Origin of the sequence: Microbacterium sp. No. 7, assembly GCF_001314225.1 — a bacterium.
Lineage (GTDB): Bacteria > Actinomycetota > Actinomycetes > Actinomycetales > Microbacteriaceae > Microbacterium.
Genome location: NZ_CP012699.1, coordinates 1 through 25,072, shown reverse-complemented (window position 1 = coordinate 25,072; position 25,072 = coordinate 1). Strand labels below are relative to the sequence as shown.

The following is a 25,072-nucleotide window of genomic DNA, read 5'->3' as shown; positions in this document are numbered from 1 at the left end:
AGCACCCGTACGATGAATTCATGACGCCCCCCGACGACGAGCACGAGCGCGAGGTCTGCGACGCGGCCGTGACGCTGGCGTTCTCGGTGCTCGGCAAGAGATGGAACGGGATGATCGTCTCGGCGCTCGGCAGCGGCGCGTCCACGTTCGGCGGCCTGCGGCGCGCGGTTCCGGGCATCAGCGACGCCGTGCTCTCGGATCGCCTCGCCGGACTCGCCGAGGCGGGACTCGTTCTGCGGACCGTCACCCCCGGTCCCCCGACGGCCGTTTCGTACGCGCTGAGCGACAGCGGCGAACGCTTGCTGCCGATCCTCGACCAGCTCGGTCGATGGGCATCGGGCAACCTCACCGAGCAGCCCACGGCCTAGGCGCGGCTCGGAGATCGAGTGCCGCCGTCGCTCCGCACCCCGCGTCGGCGAGGGCGGAGCGACGGTTTAGCTCAGGGGACGACGACGGCTCGGCCGCGCACGGTTCCCGCGTGCAGCTTCGCGTACGCCTCGACGGCGTCGTCGATGCCGTACCGCTCGACGTGCACCTCGACATCGCCCGCGCGGGCGAGATCGAGTACCTCGATCAACTCACTGCGCGATCCCCAGTACGGTGCACGAACCGCCGCACCGAACGGGGTGGCGAAGTACCCGATCTGCATCGTGCCGCCACCGATCCCGACAATGTGCACGAAGCCATCCATCGCCACCACGGCGCGCGCGGTGTCGATCGTCTGCTGCACCCCGACGAAGTCGAAGACGGTCTCGGCGCCCGCCTCTCCCGTCAGCCGCTTGATCTCGGCGACCGTGTCAGGGCCCGAGATCACGGTGTGGTGGGCACCCACTTCGCGTGCGAGCGCGAGCTTGTCCTCGTTCAGGTCCACCACGATCACGGTGGCCGACGAGACGGCCCGCAGGATCTGGATCGCGACGTGGCCGAGGCCGCCCGCGCCGATGACGACGGCGGTCGCGCCGGGGTACAGCTTTGCTGCGGCTGACCGGATCGCGTGGTACGGCGTCAGGCCGGCGTCCGTGAGAGACACGGTCGCGACCGGATCGAGATCGCCGAGCGGCACCAGGTGGCGTGCGTCGTCGACGATCACGTACTCGGCCATCGCACCGGGGGCGCCCAGGCCGGGAGGGGCAATGCCCTGGGCCCAGGCGTTCGGGCAATAGTTCTCGCGCCCCTGGGAGCACGCGTGGCACTGTCCGCACCCCCACGGACCGTAGATCGCGTATGAACCGCCGAGCTCGATGCCCTCGACCCCTTCGCCCAGCTTGTCGACCGTCCCCGCGCCCTCGTGTCCGAGAGTCAGCGGTAGGCCGTAGATGTACTGCTCAGCCGGGAGGTCCATCAGGAACCAATCGGTGTGGCAGAGCCCTGCTGCCGCGACCTTGAGTCGGATCTGCCCGGGCCCGGGCTCCGGTGTATCGATCTCGACGACCTCGGGACCTTTGCCGATCTCGCGGTACTGGACTGCCTTCATGGTCAACTCCCATTCTCTGCGTGTTCTCAGTTCTCTGCGTTTCTCAGTCTGCTCCTCCGGGTGTGAGAATGTCAACCTCAGCTGGGCCCAGGGCGGCAATCTAAACGGGACCCACCCTGTGGTTTCTGGTCTTGGTTCCGGGCCCCGGTAGTATCTCGTTCATGAACTTCAACCGTTCCGCTTGGTGGTGGCTGCGATAGCAGCCGGTTGAAGTATGTTCACGGGCTGCACGGCAGCTCGTGGAACGGCCCGAGTACTCCGTGTAGCTCCCAATCATCGGGAGACACAAATGGAGTCCTTCATCGCAACCGCGCAACGCTCGGCAGAGGTCGCGGTCCTCGTGGCCGAGCACCCCGAGCACTTTCGAGTCCTCACGGGTGAGCGGCCGACTGGGCCGCTGCATCTGGGCCACTACTTTGGCACCATCAGGGAACGGGTGCGTCTCCAGCAGGCTGGCGTCGAGATGTTCCTCGTGCTCGCGGACTATCAGGTCATCACCGACCGAGACACGATGGCTCACGTTCGCGAGAACGTCTATAGCGCTGTGCTCGACTATCTCGCCGCGGGCATCGACCCGGAACGGACGACCATTTTCACCCACTCGTCGGTGCCGGCGCTGAATCAGTTGATGCTGCCGTTCCTGAGCTTGGTCACCGAGGCGGAACTGCATCGTAATCCGACCGTCAAAGCGGAACTCGCGGCGTCCGGGCGCGCGTTGAGCGGGTTGCTCTTGACCTATCCGGTGCACCAGGCGGCCGACATTCTGTTCTGCAAAGGCAATCTCGTGCCCGTCGGCAAGGACAACCTCCCGCATGTGGAGATGACTCGCGTGATCGCTCGACGGTTCAACGAGCGCTATGGGGATGTCTTCCCGGTTCCGGATGCGTTGATCACGTCGACGCCGGAGGTTCCGGGCTTGGACGGTCGGAAGATGTCGAAGAGCTACGGGAACGCGATCGCGTTATCTATGACACCGGACGAGACAGTTGCGGTGATTCGTCAGACTCGGACCGATCAGGACCGGCGGATCAGTTTCGATCCCGAGGACAGGCCTGGTGTTTCGGCGCTGTTGTCGACGGCCGCGCTGTGCCGCGGTGTCGAGCCAGCCGAGTTAGCCGACGAGATCGGTGATGGCGGCAGCAGCGCCCTGAAAGCCATGACGGCGACAGCCGTGAACGACTTCTTGGAACCGTTGCGCGTGAGGCGGCAAGCCTTCGCCAAAGACGAGGATCTCGTGCGGGCGATTCTTCGCCACGGCAATGAGGCTGCGAACACTTCGGCGGAGTCAACACTGGCCCAGGTGCGCGAAGCAATGGGGACGATCTACTAGGACCTCGGTCAGACCTGGTCAGTGAGTCGGCGGGTGTGGGCGAGGCGATAGGAGTCGGTGCCGGTTTCGATGATGCTGCCACCGAACGTGAGTCGGTCGACGATCGCAGCGCAGAGCCTCGGGTCGGTGAAGGTCCTCGTCCATCCGGAGAACGATTCGTTGGAGGCTATCGCGACGGAGTTCTTCTCTTCGCGTTCGGTGAGGACCTGGAACAGGAGCTCGGCTCCGCGGCGGTCGAGTTCCATGTAGCCGAGTTCATCGATGCAGAGCAAGTCGACGCGGCCGTAGCGAGCGATGGTGCGGGCGAGCTGCTTCTCGTCGGCGGCTTCGACGAGTTCGTTGACGAGTTTCGTCGCGAGCGTGTATTTGACCCGATAGCCCTTCTCTGCAGCCGCGGTTCCCAGACCGATCAGTAGATGCGATTTCCCGGTACCGGAGTCGCCGATGAGGCAGAGCGGTTCGCCTTTGCGGATCCAGTCACCGGTAGCGAGTTGGTGGATCGTGGCCGGGTTGATGTTCGGGTTCGCGTCGAAATCGAAGTCACCGAGCCACTTGCTCCGCGGGAAGCCAGCCGCAGACACGCGCCGAATCGAGGAGCGCCGATCGCGATCATCGCACTCCGCGAGCAGTAGCTCTGCCAGGAACCCTTGGTAGGACAGCTGCTCTCGGTTCGCGGTCACCAGGGCCTCGTCAACGACGGCGCGGACAGTCGGGAGCCGGAGACGCCGGCAGGCCTGATCGACAGCCGCGATCGCTGCTTCTTCGGTGAGCCCGCGTCTCCGGCGCAGCGTCGTCGTGACGGTGGTGGGTTTCGTGGTCATGTTCCCGTGGTTCCTTCCCGATCAATCGCTTCGTCCGTGAGCGTCGGGCGTGCCCGACGTTCCAAGAGTTCGTCGTAGCCGGCGACACTCGGCAGTGGTCTCGTGTCGGCCGGGAGACCTGCGATCACCGCGGCCGGATCAGCGAGACGGCGTTGGGTGAGACTGACAACTCGTTGCTCGCGGCCAGACGCGAGTTCACGGAGATGACCATGCAGGCCAGGCCCACCCGTCGAAGTTTGTCTGCGGGCTTCGACAGCGACGACATCGGCGGTGACTGCCCCGACTTGGAGTGCTGCGTGGATGCCGGCGATCACTTCCTCTGCGGGCATGCTCCGGTGCAGAAGCAGAACATCAATGAGGGCTCGCGTGCCGACGGCATCACCATCGGTCTTGCGGGCGGCCGCCCAGAACGCATCGTGGGCAGCCGTAAACACTCCGGCCTCCCGCGCCCTCGCTAAGGCGGTGGCTCCCGGGAGCGCTCCGGGCTTCTGACGCAACACCTCGAGGTAATGGTCGAGGACGACTGATTGTCCGCCGCGCGCGACAACTCGCTCATGGCGGGCAACTTCCTGGTGCCCGTCGAAAACGACGACCACGGACGCGCGTAATGAGACGCGGACGTTCCGGCCGATCAGATGGGCGGGGACGGAGTACTTCGCCATCCGAACCGTGATCAGACTCGACCTGTCGACCCGCGGATGCAGCGTCAGGCCTGGATCGAATCGCTCATACGGCAGCGGCGACAGCAGTGCCTGTTCGACGGCGAAGTCCTGGCCGACTGTGCGAATCCGCGACGCGATCCGCCGCCTGTCATCCGCCGCGTCCCAGGCGCGGATTCTCGCGTTGAGTTCTGCGAGGGAATCGACAACCGGCATGGGTGTCAAATGTGTTCGCCGGAACCGCCCGACCTCACCCTCAACGCCGCCCTTCTCATGTGCGCCCGTGATACCGGGTTGGCAGTAGAACGAATCGAACCCGTAGTGGGAGCGGAACAGCACCCACCGCTCGTTCTCGATCCGGCCGCGCCCGTTGCCATAGAGCACCGCCTGGACTGCCGATGTCAGATTGTCGTAACGGATATGCCGGGTCGGGATGCCGCCAATCTCTTCGAACGCATCAATGTGGCCCTCGAGGAATGCTTCCTGCGACTGAGTCGAATAAACCCGGTGGATCGCCTTCCCCGAGTGAGAGAGCCGGAACACGAACATGTGGCACTTCGTCTTCACCCCAGCTAGCACCACCCACACCTCGCCGAAATCGACCTCAGCCTCCGCACCTGGCTGGTGGTCTTGAGGGATGAAGACCTCCACCCGCCGGCCCGCGACCGCGTCGATCTCGGGCCGGCGAAAGCGGACGTAGTTACGAACAGTCGAATACGACAATTCAGTCGCTCCGTGCTCCTCAATAAGACGATCCAGTACCCGGGTCGCGGTGTGGCGCTGCTTCCTTGGTGCCGTCAGATCCTCCCGCAGCATCGCGTCGATCGCGGGCTTGAACCGGTCAAGCCTCGGCGCCGACCTCACCCGCGTCTTCTTCGGCGGCGGTTCCGGCGAAGCCAACGCCTGCCGCACCGTCGCTCGCCCAACGTGATGACGGCGCGCAAGCTCTCTGATCGAGAGCTCCTCCACCCGCGCATCACGCCGAATCGCCGCGAACACATCCACCCGAGATCCCATCCCAAACCTCCACCATCAGCATCCGGAACAACAGTTCCGTCAACGGTGGAGGTGGACTCGGCTCAGGCTGCCGTGGACACCCCGTCAAGCAGCAAGTGGTCTCCGCTTAGATTGCCCTGGTGGGTCCGACTTACGCTGCCATAGTCAGACGTAGTTCAGCGTCCGCGGGGTGGATCGCCCCAGGGCGATCGCCCCCGTGGCCTGGTAAATCGTGCCCACATGACCCCGGGAGACGGTCTCGACACGGGTGGAGATCTGGCCGTGCTCGTCGACGTCGGTGATGGTTCGCTGCCGTGGCATCGGGTCGGCGAAAGAGACGATCCCGAGGATGCCGGCAGCCGCTGCGCGCTTCCAGACCTGGGCGAGGAACCAGGACTCGGCGTTGGCGGGTGCGGCATCCGTGAGCACGAAGCGGCCGAGCTCGAGAGATTGCGTGAAGGGGGCGAGTTCAGGGAAGACGTTGCTGACGACGGCTGCCCTCATGGGGACGGACAGGACCGCGACGCCGACCAGGCTCGCGGGATCCTCGCCGGCCTCAGAGAACAGCCCCCACGCCATCCGGCCAGCCGGGTACGAGGCTGCGTAGTGGTGCCGGCAGACGAACGATCGCGCGACGGACTCCGGGATCTCGGCGACGGAGAACTGACGCGCGTCGAAACCTCCCTCGGACAGATGACGCCACGAGTGTCGCCCCAGCGTCCACCGCTGGCAGGAGGACGATTCGGGGGTAGGCGTGCGGGTCATCGGGCGGATCCTTCCGGGTGGGTGTCGTGCGGGACGCCGATCGTGGAGGAGGACGTGCGCGGCGCGGCGAGGGCGATCGCGTACAGCTGTTGGAGTCGCCGGCGAAGGTGCGGATTCGCTGCAGCTGACCGGCGGAGCTCCGCTGCAGAGATCTCGCCCCCGAGGGTGCGGAGATCCAGGGTGGCGATCGCCCAGTCGCAGAGCGCGACGTCGTCGACGTCGAGCTCTACCTCGACGGTCGTCGTCTGCTGCCAGCTGAGCGCGGTCTTCACTGTGTGCCCTCAACGGTTCTGCGGCCGGTGCCCGGTCAGCTGGTGGTACGGGACTGTCTCGGGCCAATTGCCACCGGAGTCGCTGCGGAGTGAAACGGTGGTCCGGTTCGCGCGGACGACCGTGTGCCAGCGGCCGCGATGCTCCACGAGATCTCCGGGGGCGACAGCTCTCCGATCGACTCGGGTGGCGCCGGCGCCGTTGAGGTGCGCCTGCTCCACGGCCTGCCAGAAGCGCAGCCGTCCCGTCAGCTGCTCGCGCTCGTCGAGAAGCTCCTCCCGCTCGGCGCCACGAGCGGGAGGGAACGTGACTCCAAGGTGGTTGCGGTAGCCGGCGAGATCTCGCGCCGTCGCGCGGAGTCGCCGCTGCAGCCGTTCGATCCTCCGGGCGGCGTCCTGCGGACTGGTCCTCACCTCGTGCCAGGTGGTGAGATCTTCGACGGGCTGGGGCAGTACCTCGAGCTCGACGAGGACGACGTGCCCAGCTCGGGTGAGCTCCTCCTCGGTGCGTGCGATGAGGTCTCGCCGCGGCGCACGGTCCTGCGAGGAGGGGACATACCATTTGGCGCGTCGTCGCGAGTACCGCCACCCGCACGCCCGGAGGGCCTCGGCTTCGGCCCCGTCGACGCGGACGCCGGCCAGCGTGGTGCCCTCGGCGCCGCGGTGGGTGATCCGCAACGAGCTCATGGCTCGTCCCGGAAGATCGCGATCGCGTTCCTGACGACCAGTCGGAGGAGGAACCAGAGCCCGATCAGCAGACCGAGCTCGAGCAGGGCATGCCAGACGCGGCCGCCGAGGATGAGCGCCGCGGCGACCGCGACTGCGGCGACGAGAACGAACACGGCGCCGGATGCCGCCCGGCTGGAGCGCTGTGAGATCTCCGCGGAGACATGGCGACGGGGATACGGAGCGATAGCCATGCTCAGCCCCCGATGCGTTGCGTCGGCTCCACCGCTGGACCGCGCCGCCACTGCGGTGTGAAGTCGCACAGGCCGGAGTACTCGACGACGCCCGGGTGGTCATCGCTGGCGACCAACGGCCAGGCGCGCAGCCGTGACTGGATTGCGGCCCCGAGCCTGTCGAGGAACTTGCGGGCGAACGAGTCCGCCCAGTTCGGACTGCCGGCGCTGTTGTCGATGAGGAAGAGCCGGCATCGCTCCACTTGGAGGGCCTGCTCCTCGGTGATGGTGAACGTCTCCCGCTGCTCGGGCTGCCAGATCAGATCGAAGACTGGCTGCCAGGTGTACAGCGGGGTGGGGTGATGGGTGCCGGCCGCTGCGTTCGCGGCCGCGTAGTTCTCCGAGCGCAGCTGACGGCCGATCCGATCTGCGGCCCTGACGATCTCCTCCGCGTCGCGGTCGACGGTGGAGTTGCCGATGACGGCGGCGCTCACGATGAGGTCGATGGTGTCTTTGGTGACGATCTGGACGCGCACGAGAAACCTCCCTGCATTTAGCTGACTTGACAGCATCGAATATAGGGCACACATAGCAGATAGTCAACTGGTCAACCTCGTCGTCGACCGAAGCGTGCGGATCGGTAGGCCAGTGGACGCCTTCAGCCGGCCGCAGTGCGCAGCAGAGCGGCGCCCGGGCATGAGGGAGCGGGCTGGTTCTTACCGCCGGTTGCTCGTGGGTGGGCCGGTGTACCGCACGTACTCAGACCAGGTGCACTCCACGGCGAGGCGCATCGCGTCTTCCGGAAAGTACCCGATGAGCTGCCGCTGCTCAGGATCCTGCGACCAGGTCACCGAACGCAGCAGACGTCGCCCTTTGACTTCGACATGCCGGATGATCGCGATGCGCTTGCTCTGGTCGAACACGTACCAGATGCCCGGCTCTGGCGATCTCTGCAGCTGCGACATCGGAGTCCAGTGCTGCACCACCCCGTGACCATACGCAAGGGTGCCGACAACCACACGGTTGCACAGACGAGCCAGGTCGAGTGTCCGCTCTAGGTGGCCATCAACGTCGGCGGCGCACCAGTCTGCTTCTGTTCCTAGGTGTCATCCCGAGGGCTGCTACTGATAGCGGCCGCCGTGCTGGTCAAACAGGGCGCGCACGTCGGCCTCGGTGCCGCCGGTCTTCGCCAGGGAGATCATCGCGTCCTGCGCTGTCGGGCTCGCGAGGTTCAGCTGGACGAGGACGTCGGAGCCCTTCTTTTCGTCGATGATCGCGAGAACGCGGCCGAGGCGGGTGGCGTTCTGCTTCGTGTACTCGGCGAGAGCGCCCCACTTCGGGATTGTGTCGCTGCGGGACGGATCGTGTGGGTCGATGATGTCTATGAGCACTTCGCCGTCGCGTTCGGTGAAGACCAGGAAGTCGGGATGCAGCAGGCGCTGCTCCCCGAGCGGGCCGTACGCGATCGCGATGGACTGGGTGCCGCTCGAGGGGTTCCGATACCAGGCGAGGGTGGTGTGGCGCTTCGTCTCCGTCTCGAGCACGGCGCGTTCCCACGTGTTGCCGTCGTGCGGGAATTGTCCGTCAGTGTCCGCGAGCAGGTGGCGCGGCCAGCGGTGCTCGGCGTCCTTCACTACCGTGTCCGCGGGTGCCTCGACGGGGATCTCGACGGAACGCTTCGACTCGGCGAACGCGGCGTAGAAGTCGGTCTCTGCGGTCCCGCCGATCTGCGACAGGGCGGCGGCGTGCTGCTTCCGCCATTGATCCAGCAGCGTCTGGCTGGCGTCCTCGACAGCTTTCACTGTGTCGGGCTGCTGTGCGACAGCTGCGACGATGAGGCGTGCGGCGTCTCCGTCCCGGTCGCCTTCGGGCTGGGCCATGTACAGGCGGTCCCAGAGCCACTTCGCTGAGTTGTCCGGGAGGCGGCGGGCGGCGATGTTGAACAGGTCGGCGACGTTACGGGTGGCAATCTTCGCGCTTTCGGCCTGCGTGCCAGTCTGCTCGCCGGTGAGCCAGTCGATCGCGAGGGTCTGATAGTCGACCTCCTCGTAGGCGGTCACCTTGTCGTCGACGAACTGCTGGTTGGCTTTGATGTGCTGCAGCAGGGTGTCGACTGCCCGGTCTTGAGCGATCCGCGGTGCGTCTTGGAGGATGCCGGTCTTCGCGAGCACCATCGCCGCGGTCAATACGCGGGATGTCGCCGGCCGCGCGGTCCGTGAGGGCCGCGACCAGCTGGGGAAGTCCCTGAACGCGGTCCATACAGCATCCGGCACGGCGGCGTTGCGGGTGACTGGCACCGGGTTCACCACGACGGGCGTTGCGACCTCGGTGTCGCCGGTGCGCAGGCGCATCGCGACCCGCTCGACGGACTCCTGATCGAAGTGCGGAAGATAGGTCCACACGGCGTTCAGGTTGTCGTCGCCGGCGACCCGCTTCGCGAGTGGGGTGCGGACGATGCGGCCGACGAGCTGGGTGATGGTCACGTCGTCGCTGGTGCCGCGGAGGGAGACCAGCACCTCGGCGCGGGGGCAATCCCACCCGGTCGTGAGCGCGTCCTTGAACAGCACCACCTTCACTCCGCCGGTCTCCTGGATCCGGGGTGGGTCGACGTAGCGCACGTCGTGGCTTCCGAAGGTGACCGCGGATCCGCCCTCGAGCGCGTTGGCGAAGTTGTCGATTGTGAGGGTTGAGTCGGCTTGCAGGATGTCCTGGATGAAGCCGGCCACGATGGTCTCATTCGGTTTTGCGGTCAGCTGTACGAGAAGCACCGGCTCCACGAGCGCATCGCCCGGATTCTGGTCCGCCCAGGACGCCCATCGCTGCTCCTGGCGGGCGCGCTGGATCGCCGCCTCCCGAACGAGGGTCGAGTCTGATGCGATCTCCTCGGTCGGATGCGCGAGGACGAGCTGGTCCTTCACGAGCCCGGACTCGCGTACCGCCGCAACCTCTACGTCGACCGCCTCACGGTACGCCCGATGCGCTGCGATGTTCTTTTCGAAGCGCTCCGGAGTGGCGGAGACACCGACGACGATCGGCACCGGATTGCTCATCTTGCCGCCGCCCCGGGTCAGCTGCCCGAGGATCGTGTCGCCGCTCGCACTGGATCCGCCGCCAGTGCCCTGGTGCGCTTCGTCGACGAACATGACCACGCGGCTGCCGAACCGGTCGACCGTGTTGCTCAGGGTCTCCCACAGGGTGAAGGTGCGCCCATCCTTTGAGGTGTAGTTGGTCGCGCTGCTGCCGAGCTTCTGGGTGTTCAGAAAGTACACCCGGCCCGGTGTCAGTGTTTCCACGTCGTACTGCTTCGAGGAGTCGATGATGTGCAACCGGGGACGCAGCTTCTCGCTCGCGCGTTCGAACTTGTCACGAGTCTGCTCGTTCAGCTTCGGGTAGAGCGATACCCACAGGATGACCGGTTCCTCGCCGGGTATCACCGTGTCACCGAAAATCAGATCCTCGATGGCGGCCGCGGCGATGATCGTCTTGCCGGCACCGGTCGGTGCCGCGAGGCTCACAGCCGACGACTTACCCTTCGACGCGAGCCCGGCGCCCACTTCGATACCGCTGACGATCTCGCCGGCGGCCTGCGCCTGGTAGCCCCGGAGCTGGTACTCCATCAGCGCCCTCCCACGTTGATCTCGAAGTTGCTGAGATAGTTCTCGTACAGCCGGAACGACGACACCTCGGGGCGCATCGCTCGCACGATCGGGCCGTACGTGGTCTCCGAGTCCGAGACGACGTAGACGGTCTCGATCTCCGGCCGGCTGTTCACGAGCTCGACGAACGGTGCCCACTCGGCGACGCTGAACAGCACCGCATAGTTCGCGCCCTCGGGCACCGCGAATGCCTCGGCACGCTCAGCGATCACCGGGCCGCGCCCGCCGGCCTTCACCCACAGCAGCGTCGCGATCTGCCGGAATGCATCGTCGGCAGCGATGTCATCGCGGTCGAGGTAGTCGAGCTTCAAAAAGGTCACGTTCTCGTCGTACCCAATCGCACCCGGAATGCCCGACGCGATCTTCTTGCCGTCCGCGTCCATCACCGGGTCAGTGAGCTTCGAGCCGTCGCGCCGTGTGCCAGTGACAACCGTCTGGATTCGCGGCAGCGTGACCTTCTCGAAAACACCTTCCGCCTCCCACTCGGGATCTCCCGCTGCATGGCCAGCTTTGGTGAGGGCCGTCGCCGCCTTCTGCCCTACCTCGTTATTTGTCACGACAATCGACTGCCTGTGGCCGCCATCGGTCGCGTTGAGCTGCAGAACGGCGTGCGCAGTCGTCCCGGTGCCTGCGAAGAAGTCGAGAACTACGGCACTGGGCTGGCCGCCTGTCGCGATGTTCACCCACCGCGCGATGACGTCGACGTCTTTCGGGAAGGGGAAGTCGTTGGTTCCGAGGATCGCAGCTAGTGACCTCGTAGCCTTCGATCGGTCCTGAGTGAACACGGGGGCAACAGACTGCTGGCTGCCGGCTTCCAGGAAGCGCTTCTGGCGCGCGGAACCGGTGCTGTCAGGGGCAAAGACGACTATGCCGTCTTCAATCGCTTGCATCATCCGCTCGCGCGACCAGATCCACCCGTTCGGATGCATCTTCACGGGCTTGCCATCGACCGGGTGCGGAATGTCGTACTGAAGGTTCGGGCGGGGAAAGGGGTTTCGCAGATCGCCCGTGCTGTAGACCTTGCCGGCGTGCTTCGGATGGCCATCAACTTGGTCGTACATGTTGAGGCCGCGCTCGGCACGGGCCGGGTGGTCAGCCGGAAGGGCTCTGCGCCAGTTTCGGAGCAACGCGGTGGCAGCTGCAGCGTCATGACCGGACTCCTCCCACGCATCGAGCCCAGCCTGCAGTAGTTCGTCGTACCCGGGACGTGACTCCTTCCAGGCATCACCGGTAGAGAGAAGCGCCTTGTCCTTCGCGAAAAAGAGCATGTAGTCGTGCGTGTCGGCGATGAACTTCACGTTGTTCTTACGGCCGCCCTGCCACACAACGTTGCCGAGGAAGTTCTGCTCACCGAATACTTCGTCCAGGAGCACCCGAAGGCGGTGGTGCTCGTTGTCGTCGATGGCGACGATGATGACGCCGGTCGGAGCGAGGAGGTGTCGCGCGAGCTCGAGGCGCTTCTGCATGAAGCTCAGCCACTTGGAATGGCGGTATGCGTCCGCGTCGCCGACGTAGCGGTCGTTGTAGATCCAGTCGCCGGCGCCGGTGTTGTAGGGCGGGTCGATGTAGATCAGATCGACCTTGCCCTCGTGCGTGTATCGGAGCGTCTCGAGCGCGTGGAAGTTCTCACCCTCGATGACGAGGTGGTGCGGCTTGTCGCCGCCGCGCTCTATCGACCCGAGCGGCGTGAAGCCTGGGTAGACGGGCTCGTCGAAGACACGCGCGACCACGAGGTCGCCTGTCGGCACTTCGCGCGTTTCGCCGTCGTGGTGCAGTTGCGCGACTCCGCCGACGACCCTCTTCACCTCCCAGTAGCGCGGGTCAGAACCGTCGCGTAGCTGGGCGCGGACGCCGCGTCGCACGCGGGCCTTCGGGATGCGGATGCCTTCGGGGAGGTGCTCCTCGAAGTTCAAGCCCCACTTCTTCTTGCCGGTGATCTGGGTGATCTCGGCGGCGATGCGGTCGCGCAGGGCCTGGTCGGCTACCTGATCCAGCAGCACGTCTATGCGTCGCCGTTCGTCGGTCATCGGGGCAGCTCCTCAGCCTGGAGCGTCAGTCCCGGACGCTCACTCGTCATCACGCTATCGGGCGCTTATGCCGGGCGTGTCTGTCTGCAATGGGCCGCGGACAGAGAGGGCACCCGGCCGTGGATCGTCAAGTGTCAAGTCAACTAATCCAGGAGGGCCGGATGTCCAGCGCTCCACTGACCGGGTGCCGTCTCAGATCTTAGCGGTCGCCCCCGTCGCCGGGGACTGACGCGTGCGGCGCGGCCGCGCATGCGCGCAGCCATGCCGCAACGCGCGCTTCGTCCCATTCCGTGATCTCGCTGGTGTGCAGTTGCGCGATCAGATCGTCGACGAGCCGGTTCCACGCTGCGAGGCCCAGAGGTGCTATTCCGGCGAGGGGGAGGCGTTGGCGCCACCAGGTGGAGGACTCTGCTGGGTTCCCGCCGGCGTCCGAGCCGCAGTTGGGGCACAGACCGAGGGAGTCGGTGGTCTTCCGCCGGTGCCAGACGACAACGGCCCCGCACCAGGCGCATTGGTGGACGAACTGCTCGCCCCGTCTCATGGCCTCGGTGGGCACGAGTTCGAGGCCGACGTCGGCGAGTTCGAACAGCGGCTCGTCGGCGGTCATGACTTCCCTCGCTTTCCGGGCGCCGACGCTCAGGGATCTCGCCGTGGCGATCCGTGGCCGGCCGATGACCTCGTAGTCGTGACTCTGCTCCCAGCGGTCGGCAGCGTCACGGCTCGTGAAGGGCACGGCCACGACCTCGCCGGAGGTGAACTCCACTAGGAGCACGACGCGCTCGTCATTCATCGGGGACCTCCTCGAGGTGTGCGCGGAGGTGGAGGCGATCGCGGATCTCGTCGACGATCTCCTCGCTGCCGCCGCCGAGGATCTCGTCGACGACCTCGAGGTGGATGTGTCCGGTCAGCCCGAGCTCGCGCAGCGCCGCGCAGACGGATGCCGCCTCGGCGGGGTCACCGAGATCCAGGACGACCCGTCGACGTCGCGGCGAGAGGTGGGTGACCAGGCTCATGCTGCGACCCGCTTCCGCAGTGTCCGCTCGAAGACGGTCTGGATGTCGCCGCGGTGATGCCGCTCCGCGGCTTTGACGATGGCCGGCACGGTGCGGCCAACGATGGCGGCGGCCTGGTGGGGGGATTCGCCGAGCTCGAGCAGGAAGGCGATGTCGTCGAGGTACTCGGTGGCCGTGTATCGGGCGTCACGCGCCTTCGCCACTCCCTCCGGCACCTCGGTGGGGTCGTCGATGTCGTCCCAGGCGAGCGGGCCGACCCACCGGTAGTGCTTGGCGATCTTCTTGGCCCGCTCGGCGCGTACCCCGTCCTGCGGCTTGTCCCACTGCTGGATGAAGAGGGCAGTGACCTTGTTGCGGGTGCCGGTGGTGATGCGGTTCCTCCGTCCGTGCAGCAGGGTCCAGAAGTTCCCGACGCCCATCCCCAGCGCCTCGGCGAGAGCGGTCTCCTGCCATCCGATGGCGACGAGTGCGCGCAGCCGGCGGACGGTGCCTGTGGGATCGATGAGAGCGGCCTCGATGCTGTCGGCGGTGAGGGCGAGGAGAGCATCGGCGTACGACTTGCGGATCTTCTCCACGGGGGCACGCTGATCGGTTCCGCGCGGCCCGTAGATGAGGTCCATCATCGGGCCGTGCCCGACGCCTGCTGCCCGGCCGATGCGTTCGTAGCCGAGGCCGAGCTCGTGCAGCTGCTGGACGTGTGCGCGGACGGGGGCCGCGGGTACCAGGCGGGGGCCGATCTGGTCGTCTCGACCGTAGGCGCGCAGCCTGTTCCGTCGACGCTGCCGTTCCATTGCTCGCTCGTGGACGCACGTGCTGCAGCGGCATCCGTGTCGCGTCCAGCAGGTGTCGACGTCGTGAGGATGATCGGGTGGGCACTGGTTCCGGATGCCGTTGGCGCGGGTGGGGCGGGCGGTGTGGTTGCCGGCGCGGTACTCCCGCAGGTAGTGCATGCGGCACAGCCCGCGAGCGGTGACCGGCCGGGAGCACTGCTCTTCGGGTGCCTGGCAGGTGCGATTGGTGGTCAAGGTTGTTCACCTCCTAGACGGGGGCGGCTGGCGCCGCCCCCGTGGGGTCAGAGGAGCGCGAGCGCGTCCGTGGCGTCGGTGACGAGGGTGGCTCCGCTCTCGCGGATGAGACGGTGGGTGCCGGCGCTGCTCGGGCTCGTGATCGGGCCGGGCACCGCGCCGACACGTCGACCGAGCTGCGCGGTCTCAGCGGCCAGGAGCAGGGAGCCGCTGCGCCAGCCGGCTTCGACGATCACGGATGCCTGCGACAGCCCGCCGAGGACGCGAGCCCGAGCGGCGAAGCGCCACTTGGTGGGCGCGGCACCGGGGGCGAGTTCGCTGACGATCGCGCCGCCGGCGATCGCTACCCGGTTGATCAGGTCGTTGTGTCCTGCCGGGTAGGGGCGGTCGACGCCGCCGCCGAGGACGACGATCGGGGTGCCGCCGGCGGCGAGGGTGGCGCGGGTGGCTGCCCCGTCGATCCCATAGGCGGCGCCGGTGGCGATCGCCACGCCCCGCTCGGTGAGCTCGGTGGCGAGCTCACCGGCGACGTGGTCGCCGTACCCGGTGGAGGCCCGCGCTCCGCCAATCGCGATGACTCGAGCGTGGCGCAGCGCGGCCGCGTCGCCGCGTACCCACAGTCCCGCGGGGCGGCGGTCGCCGAGGGCGTCGAGAGCGGTCGGCCAGGCGTCGTCCCCGGGGATGAGGAAGACGGCATCGGCGTGGCTGTCCAGCCAGCGCGCGGCGCGCTCGATCCCGTCGCCCAGGAGGGTGCGGGGTCGGATCTGGTTGACAGCCTCGATCTCGGTGGCGCTCAGTCCGGCGAGGTCGCCCGTGATGATCGTCGTGACGACGTCGCGGGCGGGAGTCTCGCTGCCGGTCTGCGCGCGACGTGTGAGCCAGGCGCCCAGGGTCGGGTTGTTGGGCTCTGCCCAGACGGTGAGCGCGAGGCGAGACTCGCGCTCGGTCCAGGTTGCGACCTCACCGGTCGTGGGGAGGGGGAGAGTGGTGGTGCGGGTGGTCATCGGATCCTCCTGGATGATGATTAGTTGACTTGACACCATCTAATATAGATCTCAGGTTGGACATGCGCAACCCCTCAGCCGTCGCAGCGCTCCAGGATGTGGGTGATGGCGAGGCGGTCCTCAGCGAGGAGGGGCAGCTGGTACTTGGAGGCGACGAAGGTGAGTCGGGCCGCATAGGTGCAGAGGTAGTCGGCGTTGGCGGGCAGCCACTGGCTGGGACCGCTGTCTCCCTTGGCGCTGTTGCTGGGGCCGTCGACGGCTTCGAGGTTGGCAGGGTCGTTGGCGAACTGCTCGCGCTTGTCGGCGGTCCACAGATCAGCGCCGGCGTGCCAGCTGCCCGAGAGGCTCCAGAGGTGGTCGATCTGGACGAGCTCGCTGGTTCCCTGACCTCGCTGGAAGGTGATGTCTTGCCCGGTGTAGGCGTCATGCAGAGTCCCGGTCAGGACCACGCAGTCGTTCGTTCCCGGCTTGAGGCCGACGTCGACGAGATCTCTGCGGAGGATGTCGTTGCGGGTGTCGCACCCGTTCCGATCGACGTCGGCCCACCGCTGGCCGTAGGCGTCACGACTGTAGGGGAGAGCCGACTGCGCCTCACCCACGGCGGGGATCGTCGCGAGCAGCTGCAGCGTCGCGTCGGCATTGATCGTCGTGACGTCGTGCTCCGTGTCGGCGAGACCGGCGCCGATCAACTCGTCGATCGCGGAATCATCGGCCTGGGTGCTCAACTGCTGTACGGGCGACGATGGCTCGCCCGTCTCCGCGTGCGAGTCAAACGGGGAGCCCGACAGCCAGGTGATGCCGGCGACGACGGCAGCGAGGCTCGCGACGGTGAATGCCGGCAGCGCGGGGGAGCGTCTTCTGGTCATCGCCGGCCGCCGTCTCCGCCGGCTCGCTGCGGCAGCCGGGTCCATCCGCGGTCGGCGAGATCCGCGATCGCGCGCTCGAGCTCGGAGGTGGGGATGTAGAACGTCGAGGCGTTCTCCAGGCACTCCTGCAGATCGAGGTAGAACTCCTCTTCGGGCCAGTTGCCCCGGGACATAGTCACCACCCCCGGATCCGGTCTTCGACGTATCGCGCGAACGCCGCGCGCTGCGCCCCGGTGAGGGGTCGCGCCGCGTAGGTCAGGGCCTCGATGTGCCGCTCGAGGTGCGCTGCCTGCTTCGCGGCTCTCTTGGAGGCGTCGGCATCCGCCTTGAGCTGGTACGCGGCCCGGTCGGCGACTTGCCAGGCGGTGAGGGTGGCCTCGTCGACGTCGGTGACGTGTCCGGCGATGCGGGGTTGGCGCGGGCCTTTCGAGAAGTAGACGTCGGGCTCGTCGGCGGGCGAGGAGATCGTGATGCGCGCCCCGATCTGCGCGCCGGTCACGAGCGGCGCGGTGTAGTAGCGGGTGCGGTCGCCTTCGAGGTAGGCGTAGCCGAGCTTGCCGTTGCTGGCCAGGGTGCGCCGGCCGATGTAGGTGACGTCGGTCGAGACCGGCTCGGTCGTCTCTGTGGTGCTCATCGTGGTTCCTCTCTGGTCCCTGCAGGTCATAGGTGCGCGAGCGTGCGCGGATCGGACAAGGCGTCGAGCTCGTCGGGGGTATGGACGAGGGTCGCGAGATCTGCGGCGAGCAGCTGCCGGGTGCCGCGACCCGGGCGGGACTGATCAGTGGGCGTGGCGGCCACGGCCCGGGACAGCCCGCCGGCGATCGCGGCCGCGGTCATCCCCGCCGATCGCGCACCGATCTCGACGAGGACGAGGCGAGCCGCGAGCGCGGCGATGAGGCGTGCGCTGCGGTGGGAGGTGCGGCCGCCCCGTGGCGACGAGGCCTCCCAGAGGATCAGCCCGCCGCGCTCGAGGATCCCCCGCTGCGCGGCACGGGCGATGTGGCCGGCCTCCGCCGGTGGACGGTCGGTGATCGCGATGACGCGCCCGCCGGCGCGGCGGGCGGCGTCGACCACGGCGAGATCGGTTCCCGTCTCGGCGGGAGTGATGAGGGCCTCACCACGAGCGGCGAGCCCGGCGGCCAGCGCCGCGCCGGCGGCCCGACCGGCGACCGTCGCTGTACGGCCACCGATGAGTGCCGTGCGCGCCTGGGACTGGAGAAGATCCAGAGCGCCGAGGGCAAAGATGCGGCGTGGGGCGATCGAGCCGAGATCGGCGAACTCTGCCGGCCAGTGCTCATGCTCGGGGTGCAGCAGGATGGCGCCGTCTGTGCCGGGTGTCTCGTGCGCGGCCATGACGTCCTCCAATCCAAATTAGCTGACTTGACGGTTACAAATATAGGTTACGCATATGAGCTAGTCAAGATGCCCGTCTCCGAGCGAGAGGATGCGGACTGGGCAGCGGGGGACATACCATCTGGGCATGAGGTTGATCGGGACGGTGCGCAGCGAGCCGGAGGCGGAGCCCACGAGGATCGAGGTCGACGCTGCGACCTATCCGGCCGCCCTCGAGCAGCTCGAGCAGCGCGTGCCCGCAGGGCATCAGCTCATCGCCATCAGAGTCGATCGAGACGACGACCCCCGAGCCTCTTGATGTGTCGGTCGGCAGAGGAGGGCGGCCGCCGCTGCCCGAACTGCGGCAGCGAGTCTGAGCGCGCCACCCACAACGCCCGACGTCGGCAGAATCGCGCCGCCCGCTCGGCGATCGTCTCGTGGGCGCGAGCAGAGGGTGTGCCGGACGAGGCGATCTCGCTCCTCGCGAAGGCGCCGCCGTCCGTAGCGAAGCGGTGGGCGCGCGAGGCGGGCGCGCCGGCATCGCTGCTCGAAGATCCCCCGCCGGCATCGGCGGCGCGAGCAATGTCCCCCCGGGAGGTGTCAGACATCTTCTGGGTGGGGCCGGATGTTCTCCCGTCGATCATCGCCACCGCCGCGCAGCAGGGCAGGCATCCCCGCGAGCGTGCCCTCCTGGATGCCGAGGTGGCCGGCCTCGAGTGGGCGGAGGAATCGGGGGTGAACGAGACCATCCGGGTGCGGCTGACGGACGGCGCAGACGCCTACCACAAACCCTTCGACGGGCTGGATGAGGAAGCGAGCGAGGACTACGGGCACGACGGGCCGCTGCAGCCGGTCCATGAGGTCGCAGCGTGGGCGCTGGCTCGCGAGCTCGGCGGGCCGTGGGACGAGCTCGTGCCGCCCTGCGTGCTGCGCGAGATCGACGGCCGGCTCGGCTCGTTGTCGATGGGCGTCCCCGGCAACGTGACGAACCCGCTGCCGGTCGTGCCCGAGGAGCGGATCCTCGCGGCCGGGTTCTTCGACGCCCTCATCGGTCAGCAGGACCGTCACGGCGGGAACCTCCTCGTCGACCAGGACCGGCTCTACCTGATCGACCACGGGTTCGCGTTCGGCCGCACCGGCGACGGGTACAACCTGCAGCTGCTCCAGCAGCGCCGAGTGTTCCACGCCCCGCAGCTCACGGACGGCGAGCGCAGCGCGTTGCATCGGCTCGTGGGGTCGCCGGATCTGTTGGGTGTGGCGCCGTTGCTCCAGGGGGATCGCGCGGACGCGCTGCGCGCGCGGGCGGAGATCATGCTGGCTTCGGGCCGGGTGCTGCCGGGGGGCTGGTTCTAAAATGCAGGGCACGAGTGAGGTGACATCCCGATGATCGAAGTCGAGTTCCGGCGGCCCGCGGCGAGCGGGTACGAGGCGGTCGGTGTGCTGCGTGTCGAGGACGATGGCTCTTATCGGGTCTCGGGGGACATCGGGGTCGACCTTGAGGAAGTGACCATCATGGACCGGTCAGCGCCGGGCGGTCGTCTCGCGCTGGCTGATGATCCGGTCACCTGGGCGCGGAAGGCGCGGCGGGCGTTCCGCACCGGCTACCTGGTGCCGGTGGTGGTGGCTGATACCTCCCCGGCGGCGAGCGCGCCGATAGTGGAGGGTTGAGCGATGGGTGAGCTGATCGATCCGGCCGATCCGGAGTACGAGTGGAAGGTCGCCGAGCAGTATCAGGCCCTCGTGGACGCGCCCGGGCCGGATGACGACGCTCCTGTGCAGATCACGTCTCGGCAGGCGTTGAAGCTCGCGGCGATCGCCGAGGCCGTGGCCGCGGGGCATGTCGGATTCACCGATGCGCTGCGCGCAGGGGCTTGGTTCCTGCAGTGCGCGAACGCCGAGGCGCCCCACGTGGGGGATCGCATGCGGATGTCGATGTCCGCCGCCGAGGCGTGGGAGCGGGTGGACGCATACCCGTGGCCGCGGTCAGGGAAGCCGCGGGGCTGAGCCGTCGACGACCCGCCTGACGGCGATCGAGTGTGGCTCTGTGTCGGCGTGGGAGTAGCCGGCTGCGGCGAGCGCGACTGCGGGCTCCGGGGTGGAGCCCCTCCCTCCGAGGGGAGGCGGTGTGCGCTTCCCCTGGCCGCTGTGCGGTTGGCGGGCCTGCCCCCTCTCCTGTCGATTAGCTGACTTGACTACTACTAATATAGGGCATGCCTCCGACATGCGCAAGTCGTCGGCCGCCGCCGCCGTCGCGCCGTAGTCGAGCTGAGCGTCTTGGCGTGTTCTGACTTGCACGGGGGTGGGGCGGCGAGCGCCCCACCCCCGTACAGGTCAACGCTCGAAGGCCCAGCGAGGGAGGTGGCCTGCCTGGACGAACGAGGCGACGATCTCGGAGAGGCCGTGGCCGGGTTCGATCGTGAGCGCCTGGCGGGCGTAGGCGTCGGCGTGGGTGGAGTGCCCGAGCGCCCAGGAGAGCCACGCGATGGTCGCCAGCAGGCCCGCGCGGAGGGGCTGGGGGGCGAGTGCGGTCAGGTGGCGCACGGTGGCGAGAGCGGACTGCAGGCGGCGCGCGTCGGGTCGGGGAGCGTCGCCCCACATGATGCTGGCGAGGTCGGTCGGGTACTCCTCGCCGTGCTCCCATCCGGCCTGCGCCTCGGCGGCCCGCTCGCCGCCGTGCTCGTCGGTGGCCCACTGCACGATGGCGATGTCGCGGAGGGAGGGGCGGCTGAGGGCGAAGATCAGGCTGGCCGCGTCGAACGGGTCGATCTCCTCGGGCCGGGTGGTCGCGGCGACCTCCGCGAGTGCGACCCAGTCGGTTTCGGCGACGTCGGCGAGGCCGAAGTCCTCGAACGCTGCGAGCACGGCCTCGAGGCGGTCCTCGTCGGGGGCGGGGATCTCGGTGCCGCTGTGCTGGTCGCCGGTGGTGGCGCGGCCTGCGGCGAGCGCGGAGTTGATCTCGGTGAGCGGGTGGGGCTGCTCGTCGGTGAGGGCGCTTCCCCAGCCATCGCGGGCGACGTAGAGGGCGTCCTTGATGCCGAAGCCGCACTCGGTGGCTCGGTCGAGGAGGGCGCCGATGATGGGGCGGGTGGTGTGCCCGTCCTGGTCGGTGTAGATGACCACGGCGACGGCCCGGGCGTCGGGGATACGGCAGACGATGCCGGTGATGGTGCTGGCGAGGGCCTGCGGGTCGGTGTCCTCGTTGAGGTCGAAGCGTGCGGCCCCGGCGGTGTGGTTGCCGCGGAAGGGGACGACGACGATGGAGCGGGTCGGGGTGTAGCCGATGAGGGCGGGGATGAGGCCGAGGAAGTCGGCGGCGCTGGTGGCCTGGACGACGGTCGGCTGGGCGGTGGTGGTCATGGGGTCCTCCTCGGACGATGATTAGTTGACTTGACTACTACGAATATAGGGCATGGGTCCGACATTGGCAACCCCCGGGGAGCGAGACGGCGAATCGCCCCGCTCCCCGGGCCTGATTCACCAGATCTCGAAGCCCCCGCTGTGCCGCGCGAAGCGGGCGAACTCGGCCACGTTGGCGACCTCGAACGGGTAGTGCCGCGCGCTCGGCTCGGTCTGCCCGGTGCCGCTGCAGGCGTTGCACCCGCCACGACCGGTCACGGGGTCGCGAGGCTTGTCGAGGCCGTTCTGCACGCCGATCTCGTCGGTGCGCACCCCGGTGCCCGAGCACAGCCAGCACTCCTCCATCGGGAGCGCGGCGAGGTAGACGCTGCGCTCCGCCTCGTACAGCGCAACGGTGCCGTTGGCGAGGTCTGCGTCGAGCGCGTCGGCCAGGGCGAGCGCGCCAGCGTCGTCGAGGCCGTCGCCGTCGTTGCTGTGCCAGTAGGTGCATCCGGCGGTCAGCGCCGGGTGCGCAGCGGTGAGGTAGTCGGCGAGCGGATGCCAGCCCCACACGCTGTTGCGGAAGTACTGCCCGACCTCGGCGGTCGGGTTCTTCCCGTAGACGTCCATACCCATGTCGATCCCCTTTCCTTGGGATTAGTTGACTTGACACCTACGAATATAGGAGGGAGGTCGGACATTGGCGCTGCGGAGTGGTTCGGGTAGGCGGGAGGGGCGGAGCCGGCTCGACCCCGCCCCTCCTGAGCGCCGCGGTATCAGGCGACGGTGGGGGTGAACACGCAGTAGGTCTCGCGTCCGTGGTGCCAGCCGTCGCACTCGATGTGCCCGAGCTTCCGGGCGTCGTTGCGGCAGGCGCGGCGCGCGGCGATCTCGTCGCTGTCGATGCGCGCGGCGTGCAGCGCCTCGATGTGGTCGAGCTTGTCGGCGAAGCCGTCGTGGTCGGGGAGTCCTGCAGCGGCCCACAGCCGCGCGCACAGCCCGAAGCCCTCGTGCGAGAGCGGTGCCCGCTCTGCGGCCGCGAGAAGGCCGATCACCACCTCCACGGCGGTGCCCGGGCGGGTGTCCTCCCCGTGGGCGACCCGTTCGAGGATCTCGCGCACGTGGGCGCGGTAGACGATCTCCACGCCCATCCGGGCGGATGCCTCATCGCCGCTCAGCAGGGCGAACGAGTGATAGAGCTTGTCGGCGTCCTCGGGGTGGCGCAGCTGCGCCTGCGCGATCTCGTCCTCGGCCCAGCCGATGCGCTCGAAGATCGACCCGAGCGCATCCTCGATCCCGGCCAGGATCTCGGCCGCTCCAGTGGTGACGTCAGTCATGGTGTCCTCCTAGATATGGGTTAGTTGACTTGACACCTACGAATATAGGAGGGGGGTCGGACATTGGCGCGCAGGCCGACAGTCGGGGCAAGAGAGAGGGGCGGAGCCAAGTCGGCTCCGCCCCTCGGTCAGCGGTGGATCAGGCGCGCTCGGCGTCCCAGTCGTCCACGTCCAGGCCGCTCCAGCCGTTCGAGCGGATGGACTCGATCACGTCCTCGGAGGTGATCTCCTCGGAGGCGAGATCGCCCGCGCCGTCGCTGTCGCGGGCGGCGACCGTCTTGTAGACGGTGAGGGAGATCGTGATGTCGAGGCGGACCTCGAAGTCGCGCTCGCGGGGCACCCCGTTCAGTTCGTCCGCGAGGCGGTCGTATTCGGCGCAGAACCCGGCGTAGTCAGCGATCCGGCCCGCCTTGTCCCAGAAGTCGACGAGGCGGGGGTCGCCGCCGTCCGTGATCTGGTCGAAGCGCAGCCGGTTGTTCTCCGCCTCGAGCTCGGCCACGCGAGCGAGCGCGTCGCGCGCCGTGGCCTCGGCCCGGGCGATCTCGCCGATGGCGACTGTCCGGTTGTCGCGGATGAAGCTGATCTCGCCCAGCTCGGCCGCGGTGTCGGTTCCGGTGGTGGTGATGTCAGTCATGATGTCCTCCCTAGAACGATGATTAGTTGACTTGACGTGTACAAATATAGGGGCCACCTCCGACATTGGGAGGTGGCCCCTATCCGCCTAGGGAGTGACGGGGATCAGGAGGTCATGGCATCGACCTCCTCGGCCCATGCCTCGGGGTCGGCCTCGGCGCACTTGCGACGGATCTCACCGGCGATCTCGGCCATGTCGGCGGTGTCGTAGACCGTGGCGAGGGCCTCGGCTTCGCGGCGGGTGAAGTGCTCGAAGAAGTCCTCGCCCACCTCGATCCGGCCCAGCAGCTCGGCCAGCTCGCGCAGCTCGGCGCGCAGCCGGTCGAGCACCTCGGCGGGGGAGTGTCCCGGCTCGTAGACCGGCTCCAGGTTCCCCGCGCTCGTGCGCTCGGCCACGATGCGCCCGCCCTGCCATTGCTCGCGGGTGACGCTCGGCTCCTCGCCGGTCCACTCGGTCTCGATCAGCACCGTCGCGGTCTGGTAGCGGTGCGTGAACGCTTCCCCGAACGTGGCGAGTCCCTCGGTCTCGTACTTGTCGTGGTACGCCAGGTGCGCACCCTCATCGTCGAGACCGAAGTCCGAGTCGAATCCGAGCGCCCGCCCGCCCAGATAGACCCGCTCCTCGCGGAGGCTCTCGCCGATCTCCAGGCCGTGCTCGCGGTCCACGCTCGCGTTCCACAGCGCCACCATGCTCTCCAGCGCGGCGACCTCCTCCCGGTTCGGGAAGGTGATCGTCACCGATGTCCACATGCTCATGTCAGGCCCTACCTTTCTTGATTAGTTGACTTGACAGCTACTAATATAGACATAGGTTCCGACATCGGGATCACAGCACCGAAAGAGGCCGAAATGACCGCCCAGACCATCGCTACCGCAGAGGCCGCGCTCGCCGCACTGACCGGCAACGTGACCCACCGACCCACCGACCACGAGATCGCGCTCGCAGAGGCACTGCAGGCGCTCGTGAGCGACCACACCGCCCTGCTGGGCGAGGGGCACTGCGCGAGGGCGTGGGAGGAGGGCGTCGAAGCCGCGCTCTACGCCGTGACATCCCCCGAGCCGGGAGCACCGTTCAGCGTCGGGCCGAACCCCTACGAACCCGCCAGCTAACCCGCCTCGGCGCGCAGCGCCGAACCGACCACAGGAACGGGGGAGAGGATGACCGCCAGCACCCTCCGGCAGCCGATGCCCAGACCCCAGAGCTACGCCGAATACGAACGCGCCCGCCCCCACATGATCGACACCGCAGGCCGCCCCCTCGAACTCGCCTGGTGCCGCCCCTGCAACCGTGAACACTTCACCGTCGAACCCCACGCCGCCGATGTGCCCTGCCCCCGCTGCAAGGCCACCGCAGGGCGCTGCACCCGCCCCTCCGGCCACGAGGCAGACGCCTGGCACAAAGACCGCCTCGACGCCTTCTATGCCCTCTGTGACGCACTCGAATCCGCAGGGCACCCACAGGTAGCCCGCTGGCCGTAGACCCCCCACAGCGGCAGGCAGCCGGCTCCCCAGAACGGGCCACCCCAGCACGCCGCCGGAGGGCGCGCAGCGCCGACCCCACCGAGGCCGGAGGCCCGGCCTGCCGGGCCGACCCGGAGGGGCGCGCAGCGCCCCGGACCCTCCCCGACGG

General features: G+C 67.9%; 31 protein-coding genes. 7 read left to right on the top strand and 24 right to left on the bottom strand.

Annotation, left to right across the window (positions count from 1 at the left end; translation table 11 throughout):
• Nucleotides 1–20: 20 nt before the first annotated feature.
• Nucleotides 21–368 (top strand): winged helix-turn-helix transcriptional regulator, encoded by a 348-nt coding sequence (locus AOA12_RS22015; protein WP_054687531.1) that lies wholly within the window; start codon nt 21–23, stop codon nt 366–368.
• A gap of 71 nt (nt 369–439) precedes the next feature.
• Here the strand turns inward: AOA12_RS22015 and AOA12_RS22010 are convergent, their stop codons facing one another.
• The gene (locus AOA12_RS22010) at nt 440–1,474 is read right to left on the bottom strand and encodes an NAD(P)-dependent alcohol dehydrogenase (protein ID WP_054687529.1); all 1,035 of its coding nucleotides are present in this window, start codon (nt 1,472–1,474) and stop codon (nt 440–442) included.
• A 289-nt stretch (nt 1,475–1,763) separates the two neighbouring features.
• On the opposite strand from AOA12_RS22010, the gene trpS reads away from it, so the two are divergent.
• A complete protein-coding gene (trpS, locus tag AOA12_RS22005) occupies nt 1,764–2,804 on the top strand; it encodes a tryptophan--tRNA ligase (protein ID WP_054679560.1) in 1,041 nt (346 codons plus the stop codon).
• Nucleotides 2,805–2,812: 8 nt separating this feature from the next.
• Here trpS and istB read toward each other — a convergent pair whose 3' ends face one another.
• The 18 genes from istB to AOA12_RS21920 form a co-directional block, all read right to left on the bottom strand.
• On the bottom strand, nt 2,813–3,625 hold the full coding sequence (gene istB, locus AOA12_RS22000; protein ID WP_054679557.1) for an IS21-like element helper ATPase IstB: 813 nt from the start codon (nt 3,623–3,625) through the stop codon (nt 2,813–2,815).
• The gene (istA, locus tag AOA12_RS21995) at nt 3,622–5,301 is read right to left on the bottom strand and encodes an IS21 family transposase (RefSeq protein WP_054679554.1); all 1,680 of its coding nucleotides are present in this window, start codon (nt 5,299–5,301) and stop codon (nt 3,622–3,624) included. Before istA ends, istB begins: the two co-directional genes overlap by 4 nt.
• Before the next feature lie 144 nt (nt 5,302–5,445).
• Entirely contained in the window at nt 5,446–6,045 is a 600-nt protein-coding gene (locus AOA12_RS21990; protein ID WP_054687527.1) for a Mom family adenine methylcarbamoylation protein, read from the bottom strand.
• Entirely contained in the window at nt 6,042–6,317 is a 276-nt protein-coding gene (locus tag AOA12_RS21985) for a hypothetical protein (protein WP_054687525.1), read from the bottom strand. The genes AOA12_RS21990 and AOA12_RS21985 overlap by 4 nt, the downstream gene beginning before the upstream one ends.
• Nucleotides 6,318–6,326: 9 nt before the next feature.
• The gene (locus AOA12_RS21980) at nt 6,327–7,001 is read right to left on the bottom strand and encodes a hypothetical protein (protein ID WP_054687523.1); all 675 of its coding nucleotides are present in this window, start codon (nt 6,999–7,001) and stop codon (nt 6,327–6,329) included.
• Nucleotides 6,998–7,234 (bottom strand): hypothetical protein, encoded by a 237-nt coding sequence (locus AOA12_RS21975; RefSeq protein WP_054687521.1) that lies wholly within the window; start codon nt 7,232–7,234, stop codon nt 6,998–7,000. Before AOA12_RS21975 ends, AOA12_RS21980 begins: the two co-directional genes overlap by 4 nt.
• A gap of 2 nt (nt 7,235–7,236) precedes the next feature.
• A complete protein-coding gene (locus AOA12_RS21970; protein WP_054687520.1) occupies nt 7,237–7,749 on the bottom strand; it encodes a hypothetical protein in 513 nt (170 codons plus the stop codon).
• 180 nt (nt 7,750–7,929) lie between these two features.
• Entirely contained in the window at nt 7,930–8,199 is a 270-nt protein-coding gene (locus AOA12_RS21965) for a hypothetical protein (RefSeq protein ID WP_061683549.1), read from the bottom strand.
• A 135-nt stretch (nt 8,200–8,334) separates the two neighbouring features.
• On the bottom strand, nt 8,335–10,830 hold the full coding sequence (locus tag AOA12_RS21960) for a DEAD/DEAH box helicase (RefSeq protein WP_054687516.1): 2,496 nt from the start codon (nt 10,828–10,830) through the stop codon (nt 8,335–8,337).
• Nucleotides 10,830–12,896, bottom strand: coding sequence for a site-specific DNA-methyltransferase (locus AOA12_RS21955; protein WP_054687514.1), 2,067 nt, complete (start codon nt 12,894–12,896; stop codon nt 10,830–10,832). Before AOA12_RS21955 ends, AOA12_RS21960 begins: the two co-directional genes overlap by 1 nt.
• Nucleotides 12,897–13,095: 199 nt before the next feature.
• Nucleotides 13,096–13,686: a hypothetical protein gene (locus AOA12_RS21950; RefSeq protein WP_054687511.1), complete on the bottom strand. Its 591-nt coding sequence runs from the start codon at nt 13,684–13,686 to the stop codon at nt 13,096–13,098.
• Entirely contained in the window at nt 13,679–13,909 is a 231-nt protein-coding gene (locus tag AOA12_RS21945) for a hypothetical protein (RefSeq protein WP_054687509.1), read from the bottom strand. Before AOA12_RS21945 ends, AOA12_RS21950 begins: the two co-directional genes overlap by 8 nt.
• Nucleotides 13,906–14,700: a hypothetical protein gene (locus tag AOA12_RS21940; RefSeq protein WP_054687507.1), complete on the bottom strand. Its 795-nt coding sequence runs from the start codon at nt 14,698–14,700 to the stop codon at nt 13,906–13,908. The genes AOA12_RS21945 and AOA12_RS21940 overlap by 4 nt, the downstream gene beginning before the upstream one ends.
• 281 nt (nt 14,701–14,981) lie before the next feature.
• Entirely contained in the window at nt 14,982–15,938 is a 957-nt protein-coding gene (locus AOA12_RS21935; RefSeq protein WP_054687506.1) for a DNA-processing protein DprA, read from the bottom strand.
• Nucleotides 15,939–16,012: 74 nt separating this feature from the next.
• The gene (locus AOA12_RS21930; protein ID WP_054687504.1) at nt 16,013–16,804 is read right to left on the bottom strand and encodes an HNH endonuclease family protein; all 792 of its coding nucleotides are present in this window, start codon (nt 16,802–16,804) and stop codon (nt 16,013–16,015) included.
• Nucleotides 16,801–16,983: a hypothetical protein gene (locus AOA12_RS23425; RefSeq protein ID WP_156366707.1), complete on the bottom strand. Its 183-nt coding sequence runs from the start codon at nt 16,981–16,983 to the stop codon at nt 16,801–16,803. The genes AOA12_RS21930 and AOA12_RS23425 overlap by 4 nt, the downstream gene beginning before the upstream one ends.
• Nucleotides 16,980–17,438: a hypothetical protein gene (locus AOA12_RS21925; protein ID WP_054687503.1), complete on the bottom strand. Its 459-nt coding sequence runs from the start codon at nt 17,436–17,438 to the stop codon at nt 16,980–16,982. The genes AOA12_RS23425 and AOA12_RS21925 overlap by 4 nt, the downstream gene beginning before the upstream one ends.
• Before the next feature lie 26 nt (nt 17,439–17,464).
• Nucleotides 17,465–18,157 (bottom strand): DNA-processing protein DprA, encoded by a 693-nt coding sequence (locus AOA12_RS21920; protein ID WP_054687500.1) that lies wholly within the window; start codon nt 18,155–18,157, stop codon nt 17,465–17,467.
• 127 nt (nt 18,158–18,284) lie between these two features.
• Between AOA12_RS21920 and AOA12_RS23420 the strand changes: the two genes are divergently transcribed.
• The 4 genes from AOA12_RS23420 to AOA12_RS21905 all read left to right on the top strand — a co-directional run bounded on the left by AOA12_RS23420 (nt 18,285) and on the right by AOA12_RS21905 (nt 20,140).
• Nucleotides 18,285–18,455: a hypothetical protein gene (locus tag AOA12_RS23420; RefSeq protein ID WP_156366706.1), complete on the top strand. Its 171-nt coding sequence runs from the start codon at nt 18,285–18,287 to the stop codon at nt 18,453–18,455.
• A 137-nt stretch (nt 18,456–18,592) separates the two neighbouring features.
• Nucleotides 18,593–19,489, top strand: a complete 897-nt coding sequence (locus AOA12_RS21915) for a hypothetical protein (RefSeq protein ID WP_054687499.1) — start codon at nt 18,593–18,595, stop codon at nt 19,487–19,489.
• Between the two features lie 30 nt (nt 19,490–19,519).
• Nucleotides 19,520–19,804, top strand: a complete 285-nt coding sequence (locus AOA12_RS21910) for a hypothetical protein (RefSeq protein ID WP_054687497.1) — start codon at nt 19,520–19,522, stop codon at nt 19,802–19,804.
• A gap of 3 nt (nt 19,805–19,807) precedes the next feature.
• A complete protein-coding gene (locus tag AOA12_RS21905) occupies nt 19,808–20,140 on the top strand; it encodes a hypothetical protein (RefSeq protein WP_054687495.1) in 333 nt (110 codons plus the stop codon).
• A 327-nt stretch (nt 20,141–20,467) separates the two neighbouring features.
• Here the strand turns inward: AOA12_RS21905 and AOA12_RS21900 are convergent, their stop codons facing one another.
• The 5 genes from AOA12_RS21900 to AOA12_RS21880 all read right to left on the bottom strand — a co-directional run bounded on the left by AOA12_RS21900 (nt 20,468) and on the right by AOA12_RS21880 (nt 24,198).
• Nucleotides 20,468–21,493, bottom strand: coding sequence for a DUF4192 family protein (locus tag AOA12_RS21900; protein ID WP_054687493.1), 1,026 nt, complete (start codon nt 21,491–21,493; stop codon nt 20,468–20,470).
• Nucleotides 21,494–21,610: 117 nt separating this feature from the next.
• Nucleotides 21,611–22,108, bottom strand: coding sequence for a hypothetical protein (locus AOA12_RS21895; RefSeq protein WP_058633113.1), 498 nt, complete (start codon nt 22,106–22,108; stop codon nt 21,611–21,613).
• 140 nt (nt 22,109–22,248) lie between these two features.
• Complete coding sequence (locus AOA12_RS21890) at nt 22,249–22,809, bottom strand: hypothetical protein (protein WP_054687487.1); 561 nt, start codon at nt 22,807–22,809, stop codon at nt 22,249–22,251.
• A 139-nt stretch (nt 22,810–22,948) separates the two neighbouring features.
• Nucleotides 22,949–23,443: a hypothetical protein gene (locus tag AOA12_RS21885; protein WP_054687484.1), complete on the bottom strand. Its 495-nt coding sequence runs from the start codon at nt 23,441–23,443 to the stop codon at nt 22,949–22,951.
• Nucleotides 23,444–23,547: 104 nt separating this feature from the next.
• Nucleotides 23,548–24,198: a hypothetical protein gene (locus AOA12_RS21880; RefSeq protein ID WP_054687482.1), complete on the bottom strand. Its 651-nt coding sequence runs from the start codon at nt 24,196–24,198 to the stop codon at nt 23,548–23,550.
• 93 nt (nt 24,199–24,291) lie between these two features.
• On the opposite strand from AOA12_RS21880, the gene AOA12_RS21875 reads away from it, so the two are divergent.
• A complete protein-coding gene (locus AOA12_RS21875) occupies nt 24,292–24,552 on the top strand; it encodes a hypothetical protein (protein WP_054687480.1) in 261 nt (86 codons plus the stop codon).
• The last annotated feature ends 520 nt before the right edge of the window (nt 24,553–25,072 follow it).

Excerpts from the sequence above, each read along its gene's own strand:
- AOA12_RS22015 (WP_054687531.1), top strand. The coding sequence starts at position 21 with ATGACGCCCCCCGACGACGAGCACGAGCGCGAGGTCTGCGACGCGGCC.
- AOA12_RS22010 (WP_054687529.1), bottom strand. The coding sequence starts at position 1,474 with ATGAAGGCAGTCCAGTACCGCGAGATCGGCAAAGGTCCCGAGGTCGTC.
- trpS (WP_054679560.1), top strand. The coding sequence starts at position 1,764 with ATGGAGTCCTTCATCGCAACCGCGCAACGCTCGGCAGAGGTCGCGGTC.
- istB (WP_054679557.1), bottom strand. The coding sequence starts at position 3,625 with ATGACCACGAAACCCACCACCGTCACGACGACGCTGCGCCGGAGACGC.
- istA (WP_054679554.1), bottom strand. The coding sequence starts at position 5,301 with ATGGGATCTCGGGTGGATGTGTTCGCGGCGATTCGGCGTGATGCGCGG.
- AOA12_RS21990 (WP_054687527.1), bottom strand. The coding sequence starts at position 6,045 with ATGACCCGCACGCCTACCCCCGAATCGTCCTCCTGCCAGCGGTGGACG.
- AOA12_RS21980 (WP_054687523.1), bottom strand. The coding sequence starts at position 7,001 with ATGAGCTCGTTGCGGATCACCCACCGCGGCGCCGAGGGCACCACGCTG.
- AOA12_RS21975 (WP_054687521.1), bottom strand. The coding sequence starts at position 7,234 with ATGGCTATCGCTCCGTATCCCCGTCGCCATGTCTCCGCGGAGATCTCA.
- AOA12_RS21960 (WP_054687516.1), bottom strand. The coding sequence starts at position 10,830 with ATGGAGTACCAGCTCCGGGGCTACCAGGCGCAGGCCGCCGGCGAGATC.
- AOA12_RS21955 (WP_054687514.1), bottom strand. The coding sequence starts at position 12,896 with ATGACCGACGAACGGCGACGCATAGACGTGCTGCTGGATCAGGTAGCC.
- AOA12_RS21950 (WP_054687511.1), bottom strand. The coding sequence starts at position 13,686 with ATGAATGACGAGCGCGTCGTGCTCCTAGTGGAGTTCACCTCCGGCGAG.
- AOA12_RS21945 (WP_054687509.1), bottom strand. The coding sequence starts at position 13,909 with ATGAGCCTGGTCACCCACCTCTCGCCGCGACGTCGACGGGTCGTCCTG.
- AOA12_RS21940 (WP_054687507.1), bottom strand. The coding sequence starts at position 14,700 with ATGGAACGGCAGCGTCGACGGAACAGGCTGCGCGCCTACGGTCGAGAC.
- AOA12_RS21935 (WP_054687506.1), bottom strand. The coding sequence starts at position 15,938 with ATGACCACCCGCACCACCACTCTCCCCCTCCCCACGACCGGTGAGGTC.
- AOA12_RS21930 (WP_054687504.1), bottom strand. The coding sequence starts at position 16,804 with ATGACCAGAAGACGCTCCCCCGCGCTGCCGGCATTCACCGTCGCGAGC.
- AOA12_RS21925 (WP_054687503.1), bottom strand. The coding sequence starts at position 17,438 with ATGAGCACCACAGAGACGACCGAGCCGGTCTCGACCGACGTCACCTAC.
- AOA12_RS21920 (WP_054687500.1), bottom strand. The coding sequence starts at position 18,157 with ATGGCCGCGCACGAGACACCCGGCACAGACGGCGCCATCCTGCTGCAC.
- AOA12_RS23420 (WP_156366706.1), top strand. The coding sequence starts at position 18,285 with ATGAGGTTGATCGGGACGGTGCGCAGCGAGCCGGAGGCGGAGCCCACG.
- AOA12_RS21910 (WP_054687497.1), top strand. The coding sequence starts at position 19,520 with ATGATCGAAGTCGAGTTCCGGCGGCCCGCGGCGAGCGGGTACGAGGCG.
- AOA12_RS21905 (WP_054687495.1), top strand. The coding sequence starts at position 19,808 with ATGGGTGAGCTGATCGATCCGGCCGATCCGGAGTACGAGTGGAAGGTC.
- AOA12_RS21900 (WP_054687493.1), bottom strand. The coding sequence starts at position 21,493 with ATGACCACCACCGCCCAGCCGACCGTCGTCCAGGCCACCAGCGCCGCC.
- AOA12_RS21895 (WP_058633113.1), bottom strand. The coding sequence starts at position 22,108 with ATGGGTATGGACGTCTACGGGAAGAACCCGACCGCCGAGGTCGGGCAG.
- AOA12_RS21890 (WP_054687487.1), bottom strand. The coding sequence starts at position 22,809 with ATGACTGACGTCACCACTGGAGCGGCCGAGATCCTGGCCGGGATCGAG.
- AOA12_RS21885 (WP_054687484.1), bottom strand. The coding sequence starts at position 23,443 with ATGACTGACATCACCACCACCGGAACCGACACCGCGGCCGAGCTGGGC.
- AOA12_RS21880 (WP_054687482.1), bottom strand. The coding sequence starts at position 24,198 with ATGAGCATGTGGACATCGGTGACGATCACCTTCCCGAACCGGGAGGAG.
- AOA12_RS21875 (WP_054687480.1), top strand. The coding sequence starts at position 24,292 with ATGACCGCCCAGACCATCGCTACCGCAGAGGCCGCGCTCGCCGCACTG.